Source organism: Acinetobacter sp. C32I (assembly GCF_023702715.1).
Taxonomy (GTDB): domain Bacteria; phylum Pseudomonadota; class Gammaproteobacteria; order Pseudomonadales; family Moraxellaceae; genus Acinetobacter.
In genome coordinates this window covers 3,188,570-3,211,130 of record NZ_CP098480.1, presented here as the reverse complement: position 1 = coordinate 3,211,130, position 22,561 = coordinate 3,188,570, and the positions used below count along the sequence as shown (strand labels likewise).

Here is a 22,561-nt window from a genome sequence, read left to right as displayed (position 1 = left end):
ATTAATATTAAAATGATAATTATCTATAAAAATACAACTTCTTATTTTAATGTATAAAAAAAAGCCACCTGACGGTGGCTTTTTTCAATCTCGAACCTGCAATAATTAAAGTGCGCGGTTTTTGATTTTACGAATCGTTTCAAGCTGAGCTGCAGTTTCTGCAAGCGAAGCAAGCGCGGCTGCAGAATCCAGATCACTCTTTTGATTTGCGAGCAATTGTTCAGCTTGTTTACGAGCTTCCATAATTGCCACTTCATCTAAGTTGTCAGCACGGATTGCAGTATCTGCAAGCACGGTCACAACATGAGGCTGAACTTCTAACACACCGCCAGATACATACACGATTTCTTCTGTACCATTTTCCAACTGAACACGGATCGGGCCCGGTTGGAGTAAAGTTACGAGTGGCGCATGTCCTGGTAAAATACCAAGCTCACCGCCCGCACCTTTTGCGATTAACATCGTAACTTGTCCAGAGTAAATCGACTCTTTCACACTTACAACGTCACATTGCATAGTCGCCATGAGAATCTCCTTAAATTAGAGTTGCTAATTAAAGTTTCTCGGCTTTAGCAATCACTTCGTCAATACCACCAACCATATAGAACGCTTGTTCTGGGATGTGGTCGTATTCACCAGCTAATAGACCTTTAAAGCCACGAATCGTTTCTTTAAGTGGTACTAATTTACCAGGCGCGCCAGTAAATACTTCAGCTACGTGGAACGGTTGAGAGAAGAAACGTTGGATTTTACGCGCACGGTAAACAACCAATTTATCTTCTTCAGCTAACTCGTCCATACCCAAGATTGCAATGATGTCTTTAAGCTCTTTATAACGTTGCAATACGTTCTGTACAGAACGTGCAATTTCATAATGCTCAGCACCAACAACCAATGGATCTAACTGACGTGAAGTTGAGTCAAGTGGATCGATCGCTGGATAAATACCAGAAGATGCGATGTCACGGCTCAATACAACAGTAGCATCTAAGTGAGCAAACGTTGTTGCAGGCGATGGATCTGTTAAGTCATCGGCAGGTACGTATACTGCTTGGATCGATGTGATCGAACCAGATTTAGTCGACGTAATACGCTCTTGAAGAACACCCATTTCCTCTGCAAGTGTCGGTTGGTAACCTACTGCAGATGGCATACGACCTAACAATGCTGATACTTCAGTACCCGCAAGTGTATAACGGTAGATGTTGTCGACGAATAATAATACGTCACGACCTTTACCATTTTCGTCTTTTTGATCACGGAAGTATTCAGCCATGGTCAAACCAGTTAACGCTACGCGTAAACGGTTACCTGGTGGCTCGTTCATCTGACCGTAGACCATTGCTACTTTGTCAAGAACGTTAGAATCTTTCATTTCGTGATAGAAGTCGTTACCTTCACGAGTACGCTCACCAACACCAGCAAACACAGATAAACCTGAGTGAGCTTTCGCGATGTTGTTGATTAACTCCATCATGTTAACGGTTTTACCAACACCGGCACCACCGAATAGACCAACTTTACCACCTTTCGCGAACGGGCAAAGTAAGTCGATGACTTTAATACCAGTTTCTAAAAGATCAGTCGAAGCTGCTTGTTCAGCATAAGAAGGTGCTTGACGGTGAATCGGCAAACGCTCTTCAGTCGCTACAGGACCTGCTTCATCAATTGGGCGACCCAATACGTCCATGATACGACCAAGTGTCGCTGGACCTACTGGAACAGAAATCGGTGCATTTGTGCTGGTTACATTTAGGCCACGTTTAAGACCTTCTGTAGAACCCATTGCGATGGTACGAACAACACCATCGCCAAGCTGTTGCTGAACTTCTAATGTAGTTTCAGTACCGTCAACTTGGAGAGCGTCATAGATCTTAGGAACGCTATTGCGCTCAAACTCGACGTCGATAACCGCGCCGATGATCTGAATGATACGACCGCTACTCATTGCTGTCTCCTCAATTCAAACTTAATAATGTTAAACGGCAGCGGCACCGCCAACGATCTCGGAAATTTCCTGAGTAATCGCGGCTTGACGCAGCTTGTTGTAAATGAGCTGTAGGTCTTTAATCAATTGTCCTGCGTTGTCTGTCGCTGCTTTCATCGCGACCATACGAGCTGACTGCTCACATGCAACGTTTTCAATCACACCTTGATAAACCATAGACTCGATATAGCGAACCAACAAACCATTTAACAATTCTTCTGCTTCTGGTTCGTAGAGATAGTCCCAACCATAAGTACGGTTGAGGTCATCGCCTTCTTCTGCCGGTGCTAAAGGAACAAGTTGTTCAACTTTAGGCTGCTGAGTCATCGCATTGACGAAGCCATTTGATACGAGGTAGATACGATCTAATTCGCCCTTATCAAATGCATCAAGCATAACCTGTACTGAGCCAGTCAACTGTTCCAAACTCGGCGCATCGCCAAGTTGGGTCGTTGCACCAAGCACTTTACCGCCGTAATTCTTAAAAAACGAAACCGCTTTTTGACCAATCAAAGCAAATTCAACTTCAATTGACTGCTGTTGTTGTGCTTTGACATGCTGCACAACTTTCTTGAACAAGTTAATGTTCAAGCCACCTGCCAAACCACGATCTGAAGACACAACGATATAGCCAACGCGCTTAACTGGGCGTTCAACCATATAACGGTGTTTATATTCAGGGTTTGCTTGTACCAAGTGAGCAATTACACGGCGCATATTATCGGCATACGGACGGCCCTGAGCCATGCGCTCTTGCGCACGACGCATTTTCGAAGCAGCTACCATTTGCATCGCGCGAGTAATCTTTTGCGTGCTCTTGATACTAGCTACTTTGGCGCGAATTTCTTTTAAATTTGCCATACGCTTAACCTAGTATTCGAAAGCTCTTTCGAGCTTCCGAAGGTTGATCCGTGAACCAAACTTAACTAAAGATAAACTTAGTAAGTTTGAGTCGCTTTGAAGCTCTCAATACCTGCTTTGAACGCTGCTTCGATGTCTTTGTTGTAATCACCAGTTTCATCGATCTGTTGCATTAACGCAGCATGTTCAGAACGGAAGTAAGAGATTAACGCAGCATCAAAGTCTACGATTTTCTTCACTTCTACGTCAGCCATGTAGCCTTCGTTAGATGCATATACAGAAACAGCTTGGTCAGCAATTGAGTATGGAGCATATTGTTTTTGCTTCATTAACTCAGTTACACGTTGACCATGCTCAAGTTGCTTACGCGTTGCTTCATCAAGATCAGAAGCGAACTGAGCAAACGCAGCCAATTCACGGTATTGCGCTAGAGCGGTACGGATACCACCAGACAATTTTTTGATGATCTTAGTTTGAGCTGAACCACCAACACGTGATACCGAAATACCCGCGTTCACAGCAGGACGAATACCTGCGTTGAATAATGATGTTTCTAAGAAGATCTGACCGTCAGTAATCGAAATTACGTTGGTTGGTACGAATGCAGATACGTCACCAGCTTGAGTTTCAATGATCGGTAATGCAGTTAAAGAACCAGTTTGACCTGTTACTGCACCGTTCGTGAATTTCTCAACATAATCAGCTGAAACGCGCGAAGCACGTTCAAGAAGACGCGAGTGAAGATAGAATACGTCACCTGGATACGCTTCACGACCTGGTGGACGACGTAACAATAATGAAATTTGACGGTAAGCAACAGCTTGCTTAGACAAATCATCATAAATGATTAATGCATCTTCACCGCGGTCACGGAAGTATTCACCCATTGTACAGCCAGAGTACGGAGCTAAATACTGCATTGCTGCAGGATCAGCGGCCGCAGCTGCGACAACAGTTGTATACGCCATAGCGCCAGTTTCTTCTAGCTTACGTACCACGTTTGCAATTGTTGATTGTTTTTGACCAATCGCAACGTATACACATTTAATGCCAGAGTTTTTCTGAGCGATGATCGCATCGATCGCCATTGCTGTTTTACCAGTTTGACGGTCACCAATAATCAACTCACGCTGACCACGACCTACAGGGATCATGGTATCAACTGATTTATAACCAGTTTGAACAGGTTCGTCGACAGACTGACGCCAAATTACACCTGGTGCTACTTTTTCAACAGCATCAGTTAATTTTGCATCAATCGGGCCTTTACCATCAATTGGGTTACCCAAAGCGTCTACGACACGGCCAAGAAGTTCAGGACCAACCGGAACTTCTAATACACGACCTGTGCAACGAGCTTTTTGACCTTCTTGCAGGCTTAGGTAGTTACCTAAAACAACGGCACCCACTGAATCCTGTTCTAGGTTCAGTGCCATACCAAATAAGCCGCCGTCGAATTCGATCATTTCACCGTACATTGCATCTGCAAGACCGTGAATACGCACGATACCGTCAGATACCATGACGATGGTACCTTCATTCTTCGCGGTCGCGCTGGTGTCCAGATCGCCGATACGCTGTTTAATGAGCGCACTGATCTCGGATGGATTCAGTTGTTGCATTGCGCTATTCCTCAATCTTTTTTAAGTTCAGTCTTTTTGCTGTTAGGCAAGAAGACGAGTCCGCATTTTTTCAAGCTTGTTAAGCGCAGAGTCATCTATCACTTGGTCGCCTGCACGAATCACAACACCTGCGATTAACGCTGGATTAACGTTAACAGTGACATGAACTGTTCTGTTAAAACGTTTTTCAAGCGCGTGAGCTAAAATATGCTCTTGTGTCGCATCCATTGGGAAAGCAGATTCAATCTCTACTTCCAATGTGTTGTTGTTCTGCGATTTAAGTAATTCGTATTCTGCTGCGATTTCAGGTAATAAAACCAAACGATCGTTGTCTGCAAGCAAGGTCAAGAAATTTGACACTGATTGAGACTGATCTTCACCTAAAACCTTGGCAAAAAGACCTACTTGTTCCGCAGGAGTCAGCTCAGGGCGATTTAAATAAGCGGAAAATGCTTCGTCTTGCACCGCAGCACCGAGCAGTTGTAACGCATTTGACCAAGCGTCAGTTGCATTCTGCTCAGATGCATAAGCAAATGCTGCTTTGGCGTACGGGCGTGCTAACGTCAAGAGTTCAGCCATATTCGCCTCGCTTAAAGTTTAGCAGCCAGCTGATTCAGCATGGCATTATGAGCTTCTGCGTCAACTTGTTGGTTCAGAATTTTTTCTGCGCCAGCAACTGCCAAAGCAGCAACTTGTTGACGTAATTCTTCGCGAGCAGAATTGATGTCTTGATCAACAGTTTCTTTCGCCTGTTGACGAATACGCTCGCCCTCAGCAGATGCTTGGGTACGCGCTTCTTCGATCAATTGTGCTGCACGACGGTTCGCTTGTTCGATCAATTGAGCCGCTTGTGCTTTTGCTGCGTCTAATTCTGCCTTAACTTGTGCTTGCGCATCAGCAAGGTCAGCTTTTGCTTTTTCAGCAGCATTTAAGCCATCAGCGATTTTACGCTGACGCTCACTAATCGCATTGATTAGTGGAGGCCATACAAACTTCATGCAGAATGCGACAAAGATCGCAAATGCAATTGCTTGGCCAATCAATGTGAGGTTGATATTCATTTCGCTATTCCTCAATATGTGGATTTAGGAATTAAGCTATTAACCTACAAATGGATTAGCGAAGATGAAGAACAAGCCAATACCAACACCGATCATAGGCACAGCATCAAGAAGACCCGCGATTAAGAACATACGAGTTTGAAGTTGTGGAGCCAATTCTGGTTGACGAGCAACAGCTTCTAAGAAGCGACCGCCTAAAAGACCGAAACCAATCGCAGTACCTAAAGCACCGAAAGCGATCAAGATAGCAGATGCAATTGCAACTAGACCTAAAGTGAGTTCCATGAAAAATTCCTCAGAGGTTAGGTTATTACCAAATTAAACTAAAATTTAAGCCCAACTGTCAGGTGACAATCAGGCAATACCATTAATGCTTTTCGCTTGCCATGCTCAAGTAAACGATGGTCAGCATCATAAAGATAAATGCTTGCAGCGTGATTACGAGAATGTGGAAGATAGCCCAAGGCACAGATAACGCCCACTGGATCCAGAACGGCAATAATGCGATCAAGATGAAGATCAACTCACCCGCATACATGTTACCGAACAGTCGTAGAGCTAACGAAACTGGACGAGCAAGGAAAGTTACTAATTCCAAAATTAAGTTCACTGGAATCAATAACGCTTTTGCAACTGGGTTACTTGGGTTGAATGGGTTAAGTGCCAATTCACCGACGAAACCGCCGATCCCTTTCTCACGAATACTATAGAACAAGATTAAAACAAATACAGACAACGACATACCAAGGGTAATGTTCGGGTCAGTAGAAGGAACAACCTTGAAGTAAACGTGGTGAGGGTCCATGCCAAATACGTTTGCACCAATCAATTGAGCTGTATACGGAATCCAGTCAACTGGGATTAAGTCCATTGCGTTCATGAGGAAAATCCACACGAAAATGGTTAATGCCAAGGGTGCAATTAAGCGTGATTTGCCGTGGAAAGTATCACGAACACTTGAGTCAACAAACTCGATAATCATTTCAATTGCTGATTGGAATTTAGTTGGAACACCTGCATTCGCAGCTCTCGCAACTGTCCAAAACAACAAACAGAAAATCACACCAAGTCCGATAGACCAACCCATTGAATCCAAGTGAATTGCAGTGAACCCCATCGAATGAGCTTCTTCAGCAGTCTCAGCCAATTTCCATGTACCGTCAGGCATTTTGCCATAGGTCATATTGGTCAAGTGATGCTTGATATACTCGGTCGAAGTCAGGGCATGTTCTTCAGCAGCCATAAATCACACCTGGTCAATGTCAATCATTAAAAAGAAGTAGAAACGAATCAAGCGGATGGCAAAGATCCCGTCTCTACTTCCAAAAATCTCAAAATGTGCCTTACCCTCGTTTTTGTAGACGTGCCACCCAAAATGGCGCGACCCACGACATCGCTTGTACGAGAATAAATCCACAAAACAATGCAACCGGTGACAGCGGTTTAACATTGCTCAAAATTAATATAAAACCCACAATCACAATCGCAAACTTACCGAGCATTCCTCGGTACATATTCAGCATGACTTGTTTTGATGCTCTTGCGCCTGCCGTTCTAAACGACTGCCAAGCAAAATAACAATGTGCCAACCAACATACCAAAGCCCCAAGCGCAGCACTCAAAGCAGCAGTTGTATCTTTGATTGCCCATGCCAGTAAAGCGGCAACAGGAATCATACACGCTTGTAAGAAGACCAAAGCTTTTGCTAATCGTCGGTCAATCATGCGACTAGTTTGGCTCATTTTTTACCCACTTACAGCAGAACTGCTTGACAAGTTTTAATCATGATCGTTTCGAATCGCAGGCATTATAGAGTTACACCCCTGAACATGCAATCTTTTCTCGACTTAAGTCTGCTTTTTTCGTTACCATATTTTTTGACGATAGAGTCAATTGATTTTTATTTTTTTGATCAATTTTGTGCACTTATTACGCATTTATCGGTTTTTGAAGCCAATTTTTGCCACGCTGTTACAAAATTGTCTTCGCCGCGCATGCTTTCATCGACTGACTGGAAAACTACTGGGTTCATTTTTTGGTACTGACTGGCACTTGCTGTCGTTTCGGCCAATAGACACATTTTATTTTGCGGACGATTGTCTCTTAAGTACTTAATTTGAGCTGCCGTTGGGGCAATATGTGGATCATCGGTCAATGCACCCGCAAATTTTAAGTTCAAAGCACGTTCTAGATACTGATAGGCATCATGATAAGACCAATAGTTTTTGGCTTTATTCGAGCTTTCATATTGTTGTGAAGCTTGCAGCATCTGCTGAGAGAATTCTTTGGCATTGGCCATGTATTTGGCTTTATTTTCTGGGTATTGCTGAGAACGTAAAGTTGCAATAAAGAAAGCGATCCGAACCGCATTATTCGGATCTAACCACACATGACTATCTACGGTATTGGCCATAGATACACCACGTAAATTACGTAACGGCAAAGCGGTTAAAATGCCTGAGTCTAATAAAGCAATTGCTTTACGGTTTTGGTTCAGCATTTTTTCCAGTGGCGCTTCATGGGCTTTACCCAGCCAAATCACCAAGGAAGCATCTTGAATCGCTTTACGATGGGCGGGTGTGAGTTGCACATCATGGCCACTTTGATCTTTCAATAACAGGATCGGCTCTTCTACTCCGTCTGTCACTTGTTTAGCAATCAAATAAATTGGGTGTGTTGAAACCACCAAGCTTTGTGTCCAGCCCCATGTGCTTAACATCGAAAACAAGACCAAAACAATTAGGCGAGACATCACAGCATTACTCAATTTAGCGAAGCATGTTATAATATAACAAAAGTTAAAAAATGCCTATGTCTATTTTCGAGATTCATCACCTGAACAGACTTGGCTTTAACTATATATAGATAGTTATCCTAAATTGCGTGTTATGATATTGAATCTATTGTAAGGTCATCAGCCTTTATGGCGCTGTAACAGATCAATAGGTTCTACAAAAACAATGAGGTCAATCTATGAGTTCTTGTTCACATGAACATGACAATGCATTACATGGTGTTCATGGTCATCACGATATTAAAGCGCGACTTGCTGAAGCAGAATTGTTATGCACTGCGACTGGCGCTCGCCTGACCCCTTTGCGTAAAGAAGTGCTTGAACTCATTTTGAATGCCTCTGGCCCAATGGGTGCTTATGACTTATTGGCAAAAATTAAAGGCCAAGCAGACCGCCCTGCTGCCCCACCGACAGTGTATCGCAGTTTAGACTTTTTATTAGAAAAAGGCCTCATTCACAGACTGACCTCAATCAATGCCTATATACCTTGTTGCCATCCACGTGAAGGACACCAAGCTGCTTTCCTGATTTGTACCGAATGCCATTCTGTCAAAGAGGCTTCTGCGCAAGGCTTGATTCAACAACTCGACCAACTTGCCGCCTCAGACCAGTTTTTAGCGCAACACAGCATTATTGAAATTTCTGGAAAATGTCATCAGTGCAGCATACGCCAGTAAACACTCCGCTTATACAGTTGGAGAAAGTCTCGGTTCGACGTGACGAACGGGATATTTTGAGAAATGTCGATTTTGCTTTGCAGTCAAAAGAGATTGTGACGCTGATTGGTCCCAATGGCGCAGGCAAATCAACCTTAATCAAAGTACTCCTTGGCATCATGTCACCCAATAAAGGCAAGGTGCGCTTTTCAAAAAAATTAAAACTGGCTTATGTGCCGCAGAAGTTTAATCCGTCTGCCAGCCTGCCTTTACGGGTACAAGATTTACTTGATCTTGAAATCTGCAGCGCTGATTTACGTGCAGAGATTGTCCGCGACACCGGCATCCAAAAATTACAAGCATCCAAAGTACAGCAGCTATCAGGCGGTGAACGGCAACGCGTTTTACTGGCTCGAGCCTTACTGCGGCAGCCTGATATCTTAGTCTTGGATGAACCGATGCAAGGTCTGGACATCCAGTCTGAAGCTGAACTGTATGAATATGTACGCAGCTTACCCGAACGCTATGGTTGTGCCGTCCTGATGGTGTCGCATGATTTGCAATGGGTCATGCAAGGTACGCATCGTGTGGTCTGCCTCAATAAACACATCTGTTGCAGCGGTTTGCCTGAAAATATTCAACAGCATCCAGAATATCAAGCCATTTTTGGCACACAACGAATGTTCTATCAGCATCACCATAATCACTGTGGGCATAGTGATCATGCCGAACCGTGTTCTCACGATCCACGTCCACACATTCACCCAGAGCCAAAGGTCTAAGCCATGATGGAATGGTTACAACTCCTCCTACCTGCTTGGATCATGGGGTCATTGCTGGTTTTTCTGACCGCTCCACTCGGTTGCCTAATGCTGTGGCGCAGAATGTCTTTTTTTGCCGATACCATGGCTCACGGCACCCTACTAGGGGTCGCAGTTGCAGGTATTTTAAATTTACCTTTCTGGTTGGGTGTTGCCTGTCTGGCGCTGTTACTGGTTGCATTGCTGTGGGTGCTGCATGACTCTCGCCTACCCAATGATGCCTTGCTCGCTTTAAGCTCTGCGACCCTACTCTGCTCAGGCTTACTCTTGATTCAGCAAGTGCCAAGCCTACGCCCTGAATTGCTCAGCTATTTATTCGGTGATTTACTCAGTATCGAATGGTCTGATTTACCGATGTTTGCCGTGGTCATCATCGCCGCATTGATCGTACTGTATCGCTCTTGGTCAGCACAAATTCAAATTGCGATTGATCCTGATATTGCTATGAGTGAAGGCGTCAGTGCCAATTGGCAACGCCTGATCTTTATGTTGTTATTGGCATTGTTTACGGTACTGGCTTTACGTGCAGTGGGTTCATTATTAATGGGTGCACTGTTGGTGATTCCAGCACTTAGCGCACGCTTACTGGCGCACTCTCCCAAACAGATGGTGGTCTGGGCCTTTATTCTGGCACAGCTTGGCGTCACAGTTGGCCTATGGTCAAGTGCTGCCTTAAATATTTCAACAGGCCTGAGCATTGTGTTGTGCATGGCACTGTGTTTTGCTGCCATTTTTATCGTACAGAAACTCAAAAGCCAGTCTCAATCGGCCTAACAAGGTTTAGCTAGATTGCTGAATGGCGCTCAATAATAAGGCTGCACAACTAAACATCACCGCAAAACCACGATTTAAGTATTTTTGCTGTGTCGGCGAACGAAGCAGTCTTAATACTTTCGATGCCAGTCCGGTATAGCCTGCCATGACAATCAAATCAATCGTCACCATCGTGACCGCCATAATGAGGTATTGCAGCCACTGTGGTCGATTCAAGTCCAAAAATTGTGGCAAAACAGCCAATAAAAACACGATTGCTTTGGGGTTGCTCATATTCACCACAAAGCCTTTAAATACTAAAGCTAAAGCAGATTTATCATTCTGTTCGTGCTGAATTTCGATGCTCTGAATCGGTGCTTTCCACTGTGTATAAGCCAAGTACAATAAATAGATCACCCCGAACCATTTTACCACCTGAAAAGCCCAAGGCGTGGTCGCAAATAGGACACCGACACCTGCCGCAACAATCAGGATTTGAATAATCAATGCGACTTGCAAACCAATCGCATTCCAATAACCATGTCGAAAGCCATAGTTCAGCCCACTCGACATTGAGGCAATTGCGCCAGCACCCGGTGAGACACTAATCACCCAGCACGCCAACATAAAAGCAAACCAAACCTGCACAGACATAGCAACAGCGTTGAACAATAAAAGTTGAATTATACCGTTTTATCAACGCATCGTGATGATATTTTAGGCAAGAAAATTTAACAAACCAGCTACTCAGTCCTCATAACATCAGGCACAATTATTCTTTTGCCCCTTAAAAATAACTAAGGAGATTTTAATGACTGCGCAATCTGTCATTCTTCCATTACCTTCTGATCATGCCCGCTTTATTGTTTTACGTTTAAAAGATTTAAGCATTGCTGAATTAAAACAACAGATTGAAGCGCTACTTTCGACGCGTGACCGCTTGATCACGCAACACCCGAATGACCAAATCAAAACAGCGATCGCTTTTGGCCCTGAACTGTGGGCAAAACTTTATGCCCAAACGCCTGAAGGTTTTAAGCAACTTGACCCACAACAGGGTGCGTTTCAGATGCCTGTGGTACCCGCTGATGTATTTATTCATATTGCCAGTGCCCGTGCTGATATTTGCTTTGCCATGAGCCAAGCCTTCTTTAGTGGTATTCAGGATAAAGTCGAAGTCTTGGAGGAACGCGCATGTTTCCGCTTCTTTGATGGTCGTGACATGACTGGCTTTATTGACGGAACGGAGAATCCGCAATTCCCGGATGACCGCGCTGAAGCGGCCCTACTTCCTGAGGAGGCAGAGGCATTTGCTGATGGTAGCTTTATCTTTGCACAACGCTATATCCATGACCTAGCAAAATGGCAACAACTGAAAGTTGATGCGCAAGAGCATGTGTTTGGTCGGACCAAACTCGAGTCAATTGAACTGGATGATGACATCAAACCACAGAACTCGCATGTCGCACGTACCGTCGTGGAAGATGACGAGGGGGAAGAAATGGAAATCTTGCGCCACAGCTTGCCTTATGGTGATGGCAAAGGTGAGCAAGGCTTGTTCTTTGTCGCTTACACCAACAATTTAAGCATTATTGACGAGATGCTGAAACGTATGTTTGGGACAACAGGTGATGGCATTCATGATCGCTTATTGCATTTTACCACTGCGATTGATGGTGCTTATTACTTCGCGCCAAGCGATGAATTATTAGAACAGATTTTAGAAGACTAAAAGACCAAGATGCTATATCTATCAAAGGTATAGCATCTTCAACACACAACTTAAAAACATGAACTTAAAAAGTTTTATAGGAATATGTTAATTCCAGATCAATCCCACTCCCCCTAAGCCGATAAAGTTTGCTATATTGTTCGTTTTTCCGCGACATTTATTTTCGGTAACTATGAATACGGCAATACAAGCAGCTCTTGATCATGCGGTACAAACCCTGCAACAGCAAGGTGTACTTCCTTCCGATTGGACCAACACGAGCCATTTAACCCGTACCAAAGACCGAAGTCACGGAGACTTTGCTTCAAATATCGCCATGATCGGCTCCAAAGCTGCTGGCATGAAACCACGTGATCTTGCTGAAAAAATCTTGGCAGCCCTGCCTGAAGTGGCTGACATTACCAAAGCAGAAATTGCAGGTCCGGGTTTTATTAACTTCTTTTTAAATGCAGACCAACGCTATGCCGTGCTTGATCAAATCCAAGCACAAAAAAATGACTATGGTCGTAGTCAAGCCAATGCAGCTAAAAAGATCCAAGTCGAGTTTGTCTCTGCCAACCCAACCTCTAGTCTGCATGTCGGACATGGGCGTGGCGCAGCATATGGTATGACCGTTGCAAACCTATTAGAAGCAACAGGTGCAACCGTTGATCGTGAATACTATGTCAATGATGCAGGCCGTCAAATGGACATTTTGGCGACTTCAACTTATTTACGTTATTTAGAATTGACGGGACAAACTTTAGTTTTCCCTAAAAATGCCTACCAAGGCGACTACGTTAAAGAAATCGCTCAAGAAATTATTGATAAAGATGGCAATGCACATGTTCGTACTGTTGCTGACATTTATAAAGATGTACCAGAAGATGTTCAATACGCTGAAGAACTCGATGCAGAAGGCAACAAAGTTGTCCTTTCTGGCGACAAAGAAAAGCACATTGATGGTTTGATCGCAAACTCACAACAACACTTGGGTGCAGACTACCGTGTTTTCCATCAAGCAGCTTTGCACGCCATCTTAGATGACATCAAAGATGACTTGGCTGACTTTGGCGTGACCTTTGACAAATGGTTCAGTGAAGACTCTTTAACTGACAAAATTGATGAGGCACTGGAGACATTAGACCAACGTGGTTACCTCTATGAAAAAGACGGTAACATCTGGTTTAAATCAACTGAGTTCGGTGATGAAAAAGACCGTGTGGTGAAACGTCGTAATGGTCAAACCACTTACTTTGCTTCTGACATTGCTTATCACTTGAATAAACTACAACGCGGCTATACCGACCTGATTGATATTTGGGGTTCTGACCACCACGGTTATATCTCACGTGTCAAAGCAGCGATTGATGCCATGGGCTATGACTCGAAGAAACTGACTGTACTTTTGGTTCAGTTCGTGAGCTTATGGCGTGGTGGCGAGATGGTACAAATGTCATCGCGTTCGGGTCAGTTCGTGACTTTACGTGATCTACGTAAAGAAGTGGGTAACGATGCTGCACGTTTCTACTATGTGATGCGTAAGTCTGAACAACACATCGACTTTGACCTTGACCTTGCTGTTTCACAAAGCAAAGACAATGCGGTGTATTACATTCAATATGCCCATGCACGTATTTGCCGTATGTTAGAAAAAGCAGCTTCTACGGGGATCAGTTTTGATGCTGTTGCGGCACGTGAACAAGCCAATCGTTTAGAACTTGATGCTGAAACTGAGATCTTATCTAAGCTTGCTGCTTATCCAGATATCTTAGTCCGTGCAGCCAATGCCTATGAACCACACCAAATTGGTAACTATCTGAAAGAGCTCGCAGCCCTATTCCACGCTTGGTACAACGAACATAAAGTATTGGGTGATGATGTGGCACTGACACAAGCACGTTTATTACTTTCAATCAACGTACAACAAGTTTTGCGTAATGGCTTAGAATTACTCGGTGTATCCGCTCCTGAGACCATGTAAAAAAGTGAAGCGAAAGCTTCACACATGGTCGCAAGACGGAGGGCTGTGCCCGAAGTAACCATGTAAACAGCAAAGCAACGCTTCACACATGGCTGCAAGACCGAAGGCTATGCCTGAGGTAAAACGACAACCCGTAAATCAAAGCTTAAACACATGTAAACTTAAGCCATCATTGTTAGACAATATGGTAAACAAAGCATTATTTTTAAACATAATGCTTTGTTTTTAAGCAGATTCAAGTTACAAATAACCTAATAGGATCAAGAGGAATTTTCCGGTGTTTGGAAAAACGCAACGTGGTGTATCTGAACGACCAAACAAGCCTAAAAAACCGCTCATTCCAAAGTGGTTGGGAATGCTTGTCGCAATTCTCGCGATCCTATGCGCTGCCGTAATGTTAATGCTTTGGCAACCGTGGCAGCCAGTCCCTGCAAAAAATCAGGTGACCTCTGAACATTATGAAGAAGAAAACACCAATAAAGACTACCGTTTTTATGACTTACTTCCTCAGCAACAAGTGACCCCGATTCCAGAACAAGCCGTACCTGAGACCAAACCTCAAGGCAATGTGGTCATTATTGAGTCACCAAAACCTGAGACCACCACAACCGAAGATCCAAGTGGCATCACCCCAAGTGAACAAGCTGCCGCACCTGCACATGCAACTTATATTTTACAAGTACGCAGCTACCCTGACCCAGACAGTGCCGACGCACGTCGTGCAGAGATCATCTTGAATGGTTTATCTGCAGATGTGGTGAAAAGCGTTGAAAATGGTCAAACGTGGTATCGTGTATTCTCTGGCCCTTATGACAGTCAAGAGTCCGCTTTGGCAGCACAACAAACCCTGCAACACAGCGGTATTGATTCAATTGTGATTAAGCGCTAAACCAATTCATAATAAAAAAGGGGAACAATCTGCTCCCCCTTTTTTATGCTTAAAAATTTATGCACATTGAGAATGTAAGGTTCTTTGCTCAGCACGTTGAAAGGCTGAGCGTTGTTGAACCCGTTGCACAAAGGCTTGAATATTTGGATATTTACCGTGTAAACGGTTTTGGATGGCAATCAGCGGAAAGGCCATTTGAATATCGGCAAAAGAAAAATCACCTGCAAAATAATCATGTTTTGCCAGATAATCTTCAAGATACAAAATATGTTCTTTCACCCGTGGACGCACAAAGCCAGCTTTGACACCATCACTAATTTTTTCAGCAATCGGACGAATGACCCATGGAACATGTTTGCTGACATTGTTCATCACCAAGGTCATGACCAATAAAGGCATCAATGAACCTTCGGCATAATGCATCCAATACGAATATTGGCGCTGCTCAGCGGGTTGTTGCGGTTTAAATTGATGTTGAAGGTCATACTGTTGTTGCAAGTAATCGAGGATTACCGCAGATTCAACAATGACATCTTCACCATCCACCAAAATCGGCGCTTTACCGAGTGGGTGAATCTGTTTGAGGCTGTCTGGTGCTGAGAAATTGGCTAACCTTTGATAATACTCAACTTGGCAATCCACACCAAGTTCTTCTAATGCCCACAAGATACGGAACGAACGTGAACATTGTAGGTAATGTAAGGTAATCATTTTTGTGCCTGCTTTTTAGCTGCGTAACTATGGTTTTAGTCCCTCTCATAGCTACGCTTAGAATTATGTTTTGCCCAAGCACAATAGCACTTTAGTCTTAAAGAATCGTGGTCTGAATGTCTAAACTACGTAACAAAGTTTTAGTAACAGGGGTTTTGCTACAGACATTGAGAAGCTTTTCTTTTAAATCTTGTGAAACAGGTTGTTCAAATATTACACGGCGTTCAATTCGCTCCTGTTGTTCGCGATTGGTATGGAAATCCACTTCAACCGAAAACGCACCCAAATCCATTTCCTTATGCTGTGCATACATGCGCAAGGTAATCATGGTGCAGGAGGCCAAGCTTGTGGTCAAGAAATCATAAGGTGCTGGCCCTGTATCATGTCCACCAAACTGTTCTGGTTTATCGGTAAGAAATTGATGTGTACCACTCTTCACCTCGCCTTTCCAAGGTTCTGGTAACGTCTGGACTGCTGCACTGGCAATAATACTCATTTTGATGCCCTCATTTGATCGGGTAACACAGGTGCTTCTAGGCGTTTACCTTGGTAATCTGGAATTTCCCCAAAACGAGCATCGTGATTAATCCAGTCTTCGCGCGCTTGCTTTAACTCTTCCATTGTACGCCCGACAAAATTCCACCACAGTAAAATCGGCGATTCAAACGGTTCACCCCCAATCAATAACAGACGGTGACCTTGAGTTAACTCGACTTCAATTTCCGTTAAACCCGTTTCCAGAACCACCATATTATCAGCAGTCAGCTCATGCCCATTGACGCGAGCCGTGCCTTCTAAGGCCATAAAGGCATATTCAAACTTTGGATTCAACGGAATACGGGTTTTGGTATCGGCTTGTGCCGTCAGATCCACACCCACCAAAGGGGTATGCACCTGTACAGGTGAAGTTGTGTCGAGGAAATCCCCAACCAGTACCGTAAATTCAACCTGATCTTTATTCACGATTGGTAAATCTGGATAGTGCTCAAACTTAGGCGACATATTCAGCTTATCATCTGGTAAAGCAATCCAAAGCTGCGCAGCATGCATTTTGGTTTCGGAATCGGGTGCAACTTCAGTATGTGAAATTCCGTGACCTGCCGTCATCAAATTGACCTGCTTCGGACGAATTAATTGTTTTGAACCCAGACTATCGGTATGCATCATGGTGCCTTCAATCATCCATGTAAACGTCTGCAAACCAATATGCGGATGCGGTCCCACATCCAGACCATCGCCCGCTGGAAAACTCACAGGCCCAGCATGATCGAGAAAACACCACGCCCCGACCAAACGTTTTTGTCGGCTCGGCAAAGCCCGTTTGATCACAGTTCCCTTGCCAATTTCAGCAGAACGAATAGTAAATTCTTGAATGAATTTATTGATATATGTTTCGCAGTCTTTTGAATCAGAAATATCGTAGTCGTTATTATTGCTCATGATATTGCTCTCTTTTACCTATGCTATTGCAATGAGTTGATAGCTTGATCTTAACAATACAATCATTCAGCAATATAGTCTTTTAGTAATACACAGAGTGTTATTCATGAGACAATCTCTATTCCCCCTTATTGATCCCCCATTCATCCTCCGAAGTTCATCAATGAGCTTGCATATCAACGATCAAACCGGTTAAACGACGTACAATGGGTAATAGAAACATGACCAATGGATACGCAATCAACCAAGAGAACATCCATGTTGCTGACCATTTACTGAAAAACTCGGGAATGAAGCCAATACTCATCCACATATTGGCCAATGACAAAACCCCACTCATAAAAAAAGATAAAATTAAGGGCAATATCCACGCCGCATATTTTGCAGGTAGTTTTTTCATAGACCACTTTTTAGCTGCTAACTCCATTTCGTTGAAATTTTTCACTATTTCTTTACCTGTTGCTTTAAATTTTTCATAAATTGACCAAATTGCGGAAGAAACTCCTCAAATAAAGGATGATTTTTATTTTCCAACATCACTTCACTAAACAGCTTTAAACCCACTGCAAATGATTTGGTGGTTTGATCATCAAAAAAATCAGCCTTCTTCAAACGCTCGACGATCTCAAAGATATCGTCATGATTACCCGTATAAAACTCTAAACGCTCGGTATAGGTCGAGACTTGCCCTTTTGCATCCTTTAAATGCTGTACCGTGACATGGTATTGATGTTGTTTCATGCTTCTGCTCCAAGAGGCTTTAAGCACTCTCTTTAATTTCAACCTGCATCAGGTCGACTTGAAATTGATGAAATACCGCAGCCAACGACTGTAAAAATGCGGTCTGTTTGGCTGTGGTTAAATCGGCACAACGGATATGCAGCATTTGACTGTTAGGGATTGAAGGTAAATTAAACTTGGTCTCTGCCCGATGAAACTGATAACTGGCAATCAACCCGACCTGCACCAAATCACTGACCACCCGATACACCGTTGCCAGACTTAACTGCTGTTGTTGCATGTTAAGTTTTTGATAAATCTGCTTTACCGTAAGCTCCTCTGATTGTTGTGCCAACACAGATAGTACCGCCATACGTGGATGCGTGACTCGCAGCCCTGCCTGTTTGATTTTCTGTTGTAGCTCTAACATGTTTCGCTCCCAACTTATAAACGTCCGATTGCGATGGCAGCCTGATCAATTTGTTCTGCAATTTGATGGATCTGATCTTGTTGCAAATCTGCAATATTCAGCTTTAAACGCAATGCGGTTTTCAGATTTTCCATCGCGCGATGGATATCAATCAGCTGATCATTATTGTGAATTTCACGTCTTAGTCGCAGCTTTTGTAGAAGCGCCAACAGCATGTCTTGCTGCTCTTTTAAATAGCTGTCGCCATAGTCAGTAATCTGATATTGCTTACGTTCAGCATCCAGCACGTGAATCAAATTCATTTCTTCCAACGCAGTTAGTGTTGGATAAATCGTGCCTGCACTTGGGGTATATCCATCTCCCACCAAGTCGCTGATTTCTTTAATAATTTCATAACCATGTTTAGGACTTTGCTGAATCAAATGCAACACCAACAGCTTCATGCGACCTGATTCAAATAAGCGGCCACGGCGGCCTGCTCGGTAATGTTCTCGATGCTGGATATCATGTTCTTTTTCATGATGATCTGATGAATGGTTCATCTTTGTTTTTCTCTTATTTGTTTAATTTACGCATATTAAGATATATCTTAATATATCTTTTATCAAGTTAAGATATATCTTAAATTTTTAACCATTTGATATTTATTAGGTTATTTATTCTAAAAAGAAATTTTGGACGCTAAAGCAATAAAAAAGAGTGCGTAGGCACTCTTTTTTGGTAACAAGCATCAAATTTCATTTCAAAACAACCGAATCATTTTAAATGTAATCTTTACATCTAGGTTACTGATTTAAAAACTAAAATAATTGCTTTAAATATTATTTAAAATAATGTTTGTTGTGTTAAACAAAGGGATTTTCACTTTCCCATGGTTGGTTTTTAAAAACAATCTGACCATTTTCAACACAAAGAATCCATGTATAGAAATATTCATCCCCAAGCCCTCGACATTCAAAATTTTTTCCAGAAAATAGCGTTGATATTTTTTCTATTAACTCTAAACAATAAACAGGATCAATATTGATGCTTTCCTCACCATGATTAAAGGCATTAACTAGGTCACTATAGACATCTTCATGAATTCCATCATTCGCTAATATTTCTAAAATTTTATTCTTTTGAAATGAAAGATCAACTTCATCAAAATCAGTATATCTAACTTGTAGTTTTGTGAAAAAACTCATTTTACACCTCTATATTATTTTCAATAATATGTTCATATTATAAATATCAATTTAATTATCACAGAATAAACCTTATTCGAAATTAATATTTAAAAGAACATATCATCATAAAGAAATAAAAAGAGTGCTCAGGCACTCTTTTTTACGACCTTGAATACGATTAAAACCGCTTCGTATAGTTCGCAAATAAACGGTCTTCACCAAAGTCATTACCATGTTTGATCTTGTAATCAGCACGCAGATATTGAAATGTTTATTATCTATGTACTTTTTGCTGTATAAGCACTTCTATTTTCATACTAAGGAAGTCAACAACAGGGGCTAAAGCCTGACGCTGTTGTTGCCAATTTTGCTTGCCTATCTCACCTTTATATTCTTGGATCATATGCTGCAAAACAGGCTGATGTTGCGGTGGTAACTGAACCATCACCCAGTGTGCGGCCTGATCTTTAGGTGCAATCTCATTCGTCATCAAGCTAAAATAAATACGGCATAAGGCCAAAATCTGATTACGTTCATCGGCATCCTCATCCCAATGCGCCACAATCGATGGATAGGTGTCTGCCATCGCCTGCCAGAGGTGCTGTACAGGAATCTCAGCTGACCACTGTGTCAAGCTTGGCCCGAACAAAGTACGATGATGCATTTGTGCTTTCTTCAGCAAAATACTCAGATCTGGGTCTGCATGTTCGCTAAGTATATCACCTTGGCTTAATTCCTCCCGTAACCACTCCCCGAACTGTAGTTCGTAACTGAGTGGATAACTGCCTGAAAGAATTTGATCTTTGCGTACGATGGTGACTTCAAGTGCACGTTGTGCAGCACCAATCGGATGCGAAATGTGTAATAAGGTTTCTGCCAGTTGTTGTCGTTGCTGGAGTGTCAGTGCTTGACTCACCACAACCAAAATATCCAGATCACTTTCTGGACCTAGCCCGCCATCAACAGCTGATCCATACAGATAAATGGCAAACAGGGATTCGCCCAAAAGCTGCTGTAGAGATGCTGTTAACTGTTCGAGTTGCAAGGTTTCGGACATGCTTGACCTCTTTTCAACCGCATAAAAAAAGGCAGGATTTTCATCCTGCCTTTGGTCTTATTCCCACTCAATCGTTGCTGGTGGTTTAGATGACACATCGTACACAACGCGTGAAACATCTTTAATTTCGTTCATGATACGGGTTGAGATTTTATCAACCAAGTCATACGGTAAGTGCGCAAAACGTGCTGTCATAAAGTCAACAGTTTCAACAGCACGCAGTGCAATCACCCATGCATAACGGCGACCATCACCAACAACACCCACTGATTTTACAGGTTGGAATACCGCAAACGCCTGAGCAGTTTTGTCATACCAACCGCTGTCACGGAGTTCTTGCATAAAGATGTCGTCAGCAAGACGAAGAATATCAGCATATTCTTTTTTCACTTCACCCAAGATACGCACGCCCAAACCAGGACCTGGGAATGGATGACGGTAAATCATGCTATGCGGTAAACCAATTGTTGTACCTAATTTACGTACTTCGTCTTTAAACAAGTCACGTAGCGGTTCAACCAATTCAAACTCTAGGTCATCAGGTAAACCACCCACATTGTGGTGTGATTTAATCACGTGTGCTTTACCTTGTTTGCTTGCAGCAGATTCAATTACGTCTGGATAAATCGTACCTTGTGCCAAGAATTTCACGCCATCAAGTTTACGTGCTTCTTCTGCAAATACTTCAATAAACTCACGACCAATGATTTTGCGTTTTTTCTCAGGATCAACTTCACCTGCCAATGCAGACAAGAAACGCTGTTCAGCATCGGCACGAATCACACGGATCCCCATGTTTTCCGCAAACATTTGCATCACTTGATCACCTTCGTTTAAACGAAGTAAACCATTGTCTACAAATACGCAGGTCAACTGATCACCAATGGCTTTATGCAATAATGCAGCAACCACAGATGAATCCACACCGCCAGACAAACCTAATAGAACTTTTTCATCACCAATTTGTGCACGTAACTGTTCTACACGTAAGTCGATGATGTGTTCTGGTGTCCAAAGACCACGGCAACCACAAATCTTGTGTACGAAATTCGACAGTAATTCAGCACCTTTAGCTGTGTGCGTCACTTCTGGATGGAACTGTACGCCATAGAAACGACGCGTCTCATCACTCACCGCAGCAAATGGGCAGCTTGGTGTGCTTGCAGTCACTTGGAAACCTTCTGGAATCGCACTGACTTTATCGCCATGACTCATCCATACGTGAAGCTGGTTCTCGCGATCTTGCAAGTTACCAATCAAATGATCACGTACTAGAATATCTACTTCTGCATAACCAAATTCATGTACTGTACCTGGCTCTACTTTACCGCCAAGTTGTTCAGACATGGTTTGTAAACCATAGCAAATACCCAACACTGGTACGCCTAATTCAAATACAACTTGCGGCGCGCGTGGGCTGCCTTCTTCATGTACGCTCTCAGGGCCACCTGACAAAATAATCCCGTTCGGATTAAACGCACGAATGTCTTCTTCAGACATATCGAATGCATACATTTCAGAATAGACACCCGCTTCACGCACACGACGTGCAATGAGCTGGCTATATTGAGAGCCGAAATCCAGAATAAGGATACGATCTTCAGTAATTTGAGTATTGGTCGTCATGGTTCATCTTAAAGGCAAATGAATTAAGCGCCACATTCTAACATTTTTCACGCTTTGACGCATCGCAATTCATCATCTATCTTGTTTTTTCATTGGATTGAGCAATCGACACTGATATTTAAACTAAATTTAAACAACAAAAGCTAAAATAAGGAGAGTTAAATCAACAATTCTTGCCTATTCTGCTCAACATAAAGCAAAAATTGGTGCTAAGATGACGAGTCAAGATATGTACTACCACGGAAAGGTATTCAATCGACAGCATCGTT

27 protein-coding genes and 1 pseudogene are annotated in these 22,561 nt (G+C 42.9%); 6 read left to right on the top strand and 22 right to left on the bottom strand.

What is annotated here, in order from left to right; all coding sequences use genetic code 11:
• Positions 1 to 105 precede the first annotated feature (105 nt).
• The 10 genes from NDN13_RS15325 to NDN13_RS15280 all read right to left on the bottom strand — a co-directional run bounded on the left by NDN13_RS15325 (position 106) and on the right by NDN13_RS15280 (position 8,283).
• The gene (locus NDN13_RS15325) at positions 106 to 525 is read right to left on the bottom strand and encodes a F0F1 ATP synthase subunit epsilon (protein ID WP_004656515.1); all 420 of its coding nucleotides are present in this window, start codon (positions 523 to 525) and stop codon (positions 106 to 108) included.
• 28 nt (positions 526 to 553) lie between these two features.
• Positions 554 to 1,948: a F0F1 ATP synthase subunit beta gene (gene atpD, locus NDN13_RS15320; RefSeq protein ID WP_004656517.1), complete on the bottom strand. Its 1,395-nt coding sequence runs from the start codon at positions 1,946 to 1,948 to the stop codon at positions 554 to 556.
• 30 nt (positions 1,949 to 1,978) lie between these two features.
• Positions 1,979 to 2,848 carry a F0F1 ATP synthase subunit gamma gene (gene atpG / locus NDN13_RS15315; RefSeq protein ID WP_005240419.1) on the bottom strand — a complete coding sequence of 290 codons (870 nt, stop codon included), beginning with the start codon at positions 2,846 to 2,848 and terminating at the stop codon, positions 1,979 to 1,981.
• Positions 2,849 to 2,925: 77 nt separating this feature from the next.
• Positions 2,926 to 4,470: a F0F1 ATP synthase subunit alpha gene (gene atpA / locus NDN13_RS15310; protein ID WP_004656522.1), complete on the bottom strand. Its 1,545-nt coding sequence runs from the start codon at positions 4,468 to 4,470 to the stop codon at positions 2,926 to 2,928.
• A gap of 42 nt (positions 4,471 to 4,512) precedes the next feature.
• The gene (locus NDN13_RS15305) at positions 4,513 to 5,049 is read right to left on the bottom strand and encodes a F0F1 ATP synthase subunit delta (protein ID WP_005240421.1); all 537 of its coding nucleotides are present in this window, start codon (positions 5,047 to 5,049) and stop codon (positions 4,513 to 4,515) included.
• Between the two features lie 11 nt (positions 5,050 to 5,060).
• Positions 5,061 to 5,531: a F0F1 ATP synthase subunit B gene (locus NDN13_RS15300; RefSeq protein ID WP_004656525.1), complete on the bottom strand. Its 471-nt coding sequence runs from the start codon at positions 5,529 to 5,531 to the stop codon at positions 5,061 to 5,063.
• A 39-nt stretch (positions 5,532 to 5,570) separates the two neighbouring features.
• Complete coding sequence (atpE, locus tag NDN13_RS15295) at positions 5,571 to 5,816, bottom strand: F0F1 ATP synthase subunit C (protein ID WP_000424060.1); 246 nt, start codon at positions 5,814 to 5,816, stop codon at positions 5,571 to 5,573.
• Positions 5,817 to 5,898: 82 nt separating this feature from the next.
• The gene (atpB, locus tag NDN13_RS15290; protein WP_016542587.1) at positions 5,899 to 6,774 is read right to left on the bottom strand and encodes a F0F1 ATP synthase subunit A; all 876 of its coding nucleotides are present in this window, start codon (positions 6,772 to 6,774) and stop codon (positions 5,899 to 5,901) included.
• A 100-nt stretch (positions 6,775 to 6,874) separates the two neighbouring features.
• A complete protein-coding gene (locus NDN13_RS15285) occupies positions 6,875 to 7,273 on the bottom strand; it encodes an ATP synthase subunit I (protein ID WP_016660529.1) in 399 nt (132 codons plus the stop codon).
• A 170-nt stretch (positions 7,274 to 7,443) separates the two neighbouring features.
• The gene (locus NDN13_RS15280; protein ID WP_065344151.1) at positions 7,444 to 8,283 is read right to left on the bottom strand and encodes a metal ABC transporter substrate-binding protein; all 840 of its coding nucleotides are present in this window, start codon (positions 8,281 to 8,283) and stop codon (positions 7,444 to 7,446) included.
• A 221-nt stretch (positions 8,284 to 8,504) separates the two neighbouring features.
• Here NDN13_RS15280 and NDN13_RS15275 point away from each other — a divergent pair, with 221 nt between their 5' ends.
• The 3 genes from NDN13_RS15275 to znuB are packed head-to-tail and all read left to right on the top strand — an operon-like array spanning position 8,505 to position 10,576.
• On the top strand, positions 8,505 to 9,002 hold the full coding sequence (locus tag NDN13_RS15275; protein ID WP_023271000.1) for a transcriptional repressor: 498 nt from the start codon (positions 8,505 to 8,507) through the stop codon (positions 9,000 to 9,002).
• Complete coding sequence (gene znuC, locus NDN13_RS15270) at positions 8,975 to 9,763, top strand: zinc ABC transporter ATP-binding protein ZnuC (protein ID WP_023271001.1); 789 nt, start codon at positions 8,975 to 8,977, stop codon at positions 9,761 to 9,763. Before NDN13_RS15275 ends, znuC begins: the two co-directional genes overlap by 28 nt.
• Before the next feature lie 3 nt (positions 9,764 to 9,766).
• Positions 9,767 to 10,576, top strand: a complete 810-nt coding sequence (gene znuB / locus NDN13_RS15265) for a zinc ABC transporter permease subunit ZnuB (protein WP_016542582.1) — start codon at positions 9,767 to 9,769, stop codon at positions 10,574 to 10,576.
• A 6-nt stretch (positions 10,577 to 10,582) separates the two neighbouring features.
• On the opposite strand, the gene NDN13_RS15260 is transcribed toward znuB, so the two are convergent.
• Positions 10,583 to 11,209, bottom strand: coding sequence for a LysE family transporter (locus tag NDN13_RS15260; RefSeq protein WP_251116078.1), 627 nt, complete (start codon positions 11,207 to 11,209; stop codon positions 10,583 to 10,585).
• Between the two features lie 157 nt (positions 11,210 to 11,366).
• Between NDN13_RS15260 and NDN13_RS15255 the strand changes: the two genes are divergently transcribed.
• From NDN13_RS15255 to NDN13_RS15245, 3 genes are all read left to right on the top strand, one after another.
• Positions 11,367 to 12,287, top strand: a complete 921-nt coding sequence (locus NDN13_RS15255; RefSeq protein ID WP_251116077.1) for a Dyp-type peroxidase — start codon at positions 11,367 to 11,369, stop codon at positions 12,285 to 12,287.
• Between the two features lie 172 nt (positions 12,288 to 12,459).
• Complete coding sequence (gene argS / locus NDN13_RS15250) at positions 12,460 to 14,250, top strand: arginine--tRNA ligase (RefSeq protein WP_251116076.1); 1,791 nt, start codon at positions 12,460 to 12,462, stop codon at positions 14,248 to 14,250.
• Positions 14,251 to 14,527: 277 nt separating this feature from the next.
• Positions 14,528 to 15,139, top strand: coding sequence for an SPOR domain-containing protein (locus tag NDN13_RS15245; protein WP_251116075.1), 612 nt, complete (start codon positions 14,528 to 14,530; stop codon positions 15,137 to 15,139).
• 57 nt (positions 15,140 to 15,196) lie between these two features.
• Here the strand turns inward: NDN13_RS15245 and NDN13_RS15240 are convergent, their stop codons facing one another.
• The 11 genes and pseudogenes from NDN13_RS15240 to guaA all read right to left on the bottom strand — a co-directional run bounded on the left by NDN13_RS15240 (position 15,197) and on the right by guaA (position 22,292).
• Positions 15,197 to 15,850 (bottom strand): glutathione S-transferase family protein, encoded by a 654-nt coding sequence (locus NDN13_RS15240; protein ID WP_251116074.1) that lies wholly within the window; start codon positions 15,848 to 15,850, stop codon positions 15,197 to 15,199.
• Between the two features lie 97 nt (positions 15,851 to 15,947).
• Positions 15,948 to 16,346: an OsmC family protein gene (locus tag NDN13_RS15235; RefSeq protein WP_251116073.1), complete on the bottom strand. Its 399-nt coding sequence runs from the start codon at positions 16,344 to 16,346 to the stop codon at positions 15,948 to 15,950.
• Positions 16,343 to 17,290, bottom strand: a complete 948-nt coding sequence (locus tag NDN13_RS15230) for a pirin family protein (RefSeq protein WP_251116072.1) — start codon at positions 17,288 to 17,290, stop codon at positions 16,343 to 16,345. The genes NDN13_RS15235 and NDN13_RS15230 overlap by 4 nt, the downstream gene beginning before the upstream one ends.
• Before the next feature lie 160 nt (positions 17,291 to 17,450).
• Positions 17,451 to 17,690, bottom strand: coding sequence for a DUF2798 domain-containing protein (locus NDN13_RS15225; RefSeq protein ID WP_251116071.1), 240 nt, complete (start codon positions 17,688 to 17,690; stop codon positions 17,451 to 17,453).
• A 44-nt stretch (positions 17,691 to 17,734) separates the two neighbouring features.
• Positions 17,735 to 18,031: a DUF3861 domain-containing protein gene (locus tag NDN13_RS15220; RefSeq protein WP_251116070.1), complete on the bottom strand. Its 297-nt coding sequence runs from the start codon at positions 18,029 to 18,031 to the stop codon at positions 17,735 to 17,737.
• A 19-nt stretch (positions 18,032 to 18,050) separates the two neighbouring features.
• Positions 18,051 to 18,440, bottom strand: coding sequence for a Fur family transcriptional regulator (locus tag NDN13_RS15215; RefSeq protein WP_251116069.1), 390 nt, complete (start codon positions 18,438 to 18,440; stop codon positions 18,051 to 18,053).
• Positions 18,441 to 18,454: 14 nt separating this feature from the next.
• Positions 18,455 to 18,982 (bottom strand): PadR family transcriptional regulator, encoded by a 528-nt coding sequence (locus NDN13_RS15210; RefSeq protein ID WP_251116068.1) that lies wholly within the window; start codon positions 18,980 to 18,982, stop codon positions 18,455 to 18,457.
• Between the two features lie 303 nt (positions 18,983 to 19,285).
• Positions 19,286 to 19,627, bottom strand: a complete 342-nt coding sequence (locus tag NDN13_RS15205) for a hypothetical protein (RefSeq protein WP_251116067.1) — start codon at positions 19,625 to 19,627, stop codon at positions 19,286 to 19,288.
• Positions 19,628 to 19,787: 160 nt separating this feature from the next.
• Positions 19,788 to 19,874: pseudogene (locus NDN13_RS19905) on the bottom strand (OprD family outer membrane porin); the annotation flags it as partial.
• Between the two features lie 9 nt (positions 19,875 to 19,883).
• A complete protein-coding gene (locus tag NDN13_RS15200) occupies positions 19,884 to 20,666 on the bottom strand; it encodes an ANT(3'')-II family aminoglycoside nucleotidyltransferase (RefSeq protein ID WP_251116066.1) in 783 nt (260 codons plus the stop codon).
• 57 nt (positions 20,667 to 20,723) lie between these two features.
• Positions 20,724 to 22,292 carry a glutamine-hydrolyzing GMP synthase gene (gene guaA / locus NDN13_RS15195; protein WP_251116065.1) on the bottom strand — a complete coding sequence of 523 codons (1,569 nt, stop codon included), beginning with the start codon at positions 22,290 to 22,292 and terminating at the stop codon, positions 20,724 to 20,726.
• Between the last annotated feature and the right edge of the window lie 269 nt (positions 22,293 to 22,561).

Coding starts and splice junctions, on each gene's coding strand:
- NDN13_RS15325 (WP_004656515.1), bottom strand. CDS start 525: ATGGCGACTATGCAATGTGACGTTGTAAGTGTGAAAGAGTCGATTTAC.
- atpD (WP_004656517.1), bottom strand. CDS start 1,948: ATGAGTAGCGGTCGTATCATTCAGATCATCGGCGCGGTTATCGACGTC.
- atpG (WP_005240419.1), bottom strand. CDS start 2,848: ATGGCAAATTTAAAAGAAATTCGCGCCAAAGTAGCTAGTATCAAGAGC.
- atpA (WP_004656522.1), bottom strand. CDS start 4,470: ATGCAACAACTGAATCCATCCGAGATCAGTGCGCTCATTAAACAGCGT.
- NDN13_RS15305 (WP_005240421.1), bottom strand. CDS start 5,049: ATGGCTGAACTCTTGACGTTAGCACGCCCGTACGCCAAAGCAGCATTT.
- NDN13_RS15300 (WP_004656525.1), bottom strand. CDS start 5,531: ATGAATATCAACCTCACATTGATTGGCCAAGCAATTGCATTTGCGATC.
- atpE (WP_000424060.1), bottom strand. CDS start 5,816: ATGGAACTCACTTTAGGTCTAGTTGCAATTGCATCTGCTATCTTGATC.
- atpB (WP_016542587.1), bottom strand. CDS start 6,774: ATGGCTGCTGAAGAACATGCCCTGACTTCGACCGAGTATATCAAGCAT.
- NDN13_RS15285 (WP_016660529.1), bottom strand. CDS start 7,273: ATGAGCCAAACTAGTCGCATGATTGACCGACGATTAGCAAAAGCTTTG.
- NDN13_RS15280 (WP_065344151.1), bottom strand. CDS start 8,283: ATGTCTCGCCTAATTGTTTTGGTCTTGTTTTCGATGTTAAGCACATGG.
- NDN13_RS15275 (WP_023271000.1), top strand. CDS start 8,505: ATGAGTTCTTGTTCACATGAACATGACAATGCATTACATGGTGTTCAT.
- znuC (WP_023271001.1), top strand. CDS start 8,975: ATGTCATCAGTGCAGCATACGCCAGTAAACACTCCGCTTATACAGTTG.
- znuB (WP_016542582.1), top strand. CDS start 9,767: ATGATGGAATGGTTACAACTCCTCCTACCTGCTTGGATCATGGGGTCA.
- NDN13_RS15260 (WP_251116078.1), bottom strand. CDS start 11,209: ATGTCTGTGCAGGTTTGGTTTGCTTTTATGTTGGCGTGCTGGGTGATT.
- NDN13_RS15255 (WP_251116077.1), top strand. CDS start 11,367: ATGACTGCGCAATCTGTCATTCTTCCATTACCTTCTGATCATGCCCGC.
- argS (WP_251116076.1), top strand. CDS start 12,460: ATGAATACGGCAATACAAGCAGCTCTTGATCATGCGGTACAAACCCTG.
- NDN13_RS15240 (WP_251116074.1), bottom strand. CDS start 15,850: ATGATTACCTTACATTACCTACAATGTTCACGTTCGTTCCGTATCTTG.
- NDN13_RS15235 (WP_251116073.1), bottom strand. CDS start 16,346: ATGAGTATTATTGCCAGTGCAGCAGTCCAGACGTTACCAGAACCTTGG.
- NDN13_RS15230 (WP_251116072.1), bottom strand. CDS start 17,290: ATGAGCAATAATAACGACTACGATATTTCTGATTCAAAAGACTGCGAA.
- NDN13_RS15225 (WP_251116071.1), bottom strand. CDS start 17,690: ATGAAAAAACTACCTGCAAAATATGCGGCGTGGATATTGCCCTTAATT.
- NDN13_RS15220 (WP_251116070.1), bottom strand. CDS start 18,031: ATGAAACAACATCAATACCATGTCACGGTACAGCATTTAAAGGATGCA.
- NDN13_RS15215 (WP_251116069.1), bottom strand. CDS start 18,440: ATGTTAGAGCTACAACAGAAAATCAAACAGGCAGGGCTGCGAGTCACG.
- NDN13_RS15210 (WP_251116068.1), bottom strand. CDS start 18,982: ATGAACCATTCATCAGATCATCATGAAAAAGAACATGATATCCAGCAT.
- NDN13_RS15205 (WP_251116067.1), bottom strand. CDS start 19,627: ATGAGTTTTTTCACAAAACTACAAGTTAGATATACTGATTTTGATGAA.
- NDN13_RS15200 (WP_251116066.1), bottom strand. CDS start 20,666: ATGTCCGAAACCTTGCAACTCGAACAGTTAACAGCATCTCTACAGCAG.
- guaA (WP_251116065.1), bottom strand. CDS start 22,292: ATGACGACCAATACTCAAATTACTGAAGATCGTATCCTTATTCTGGAT.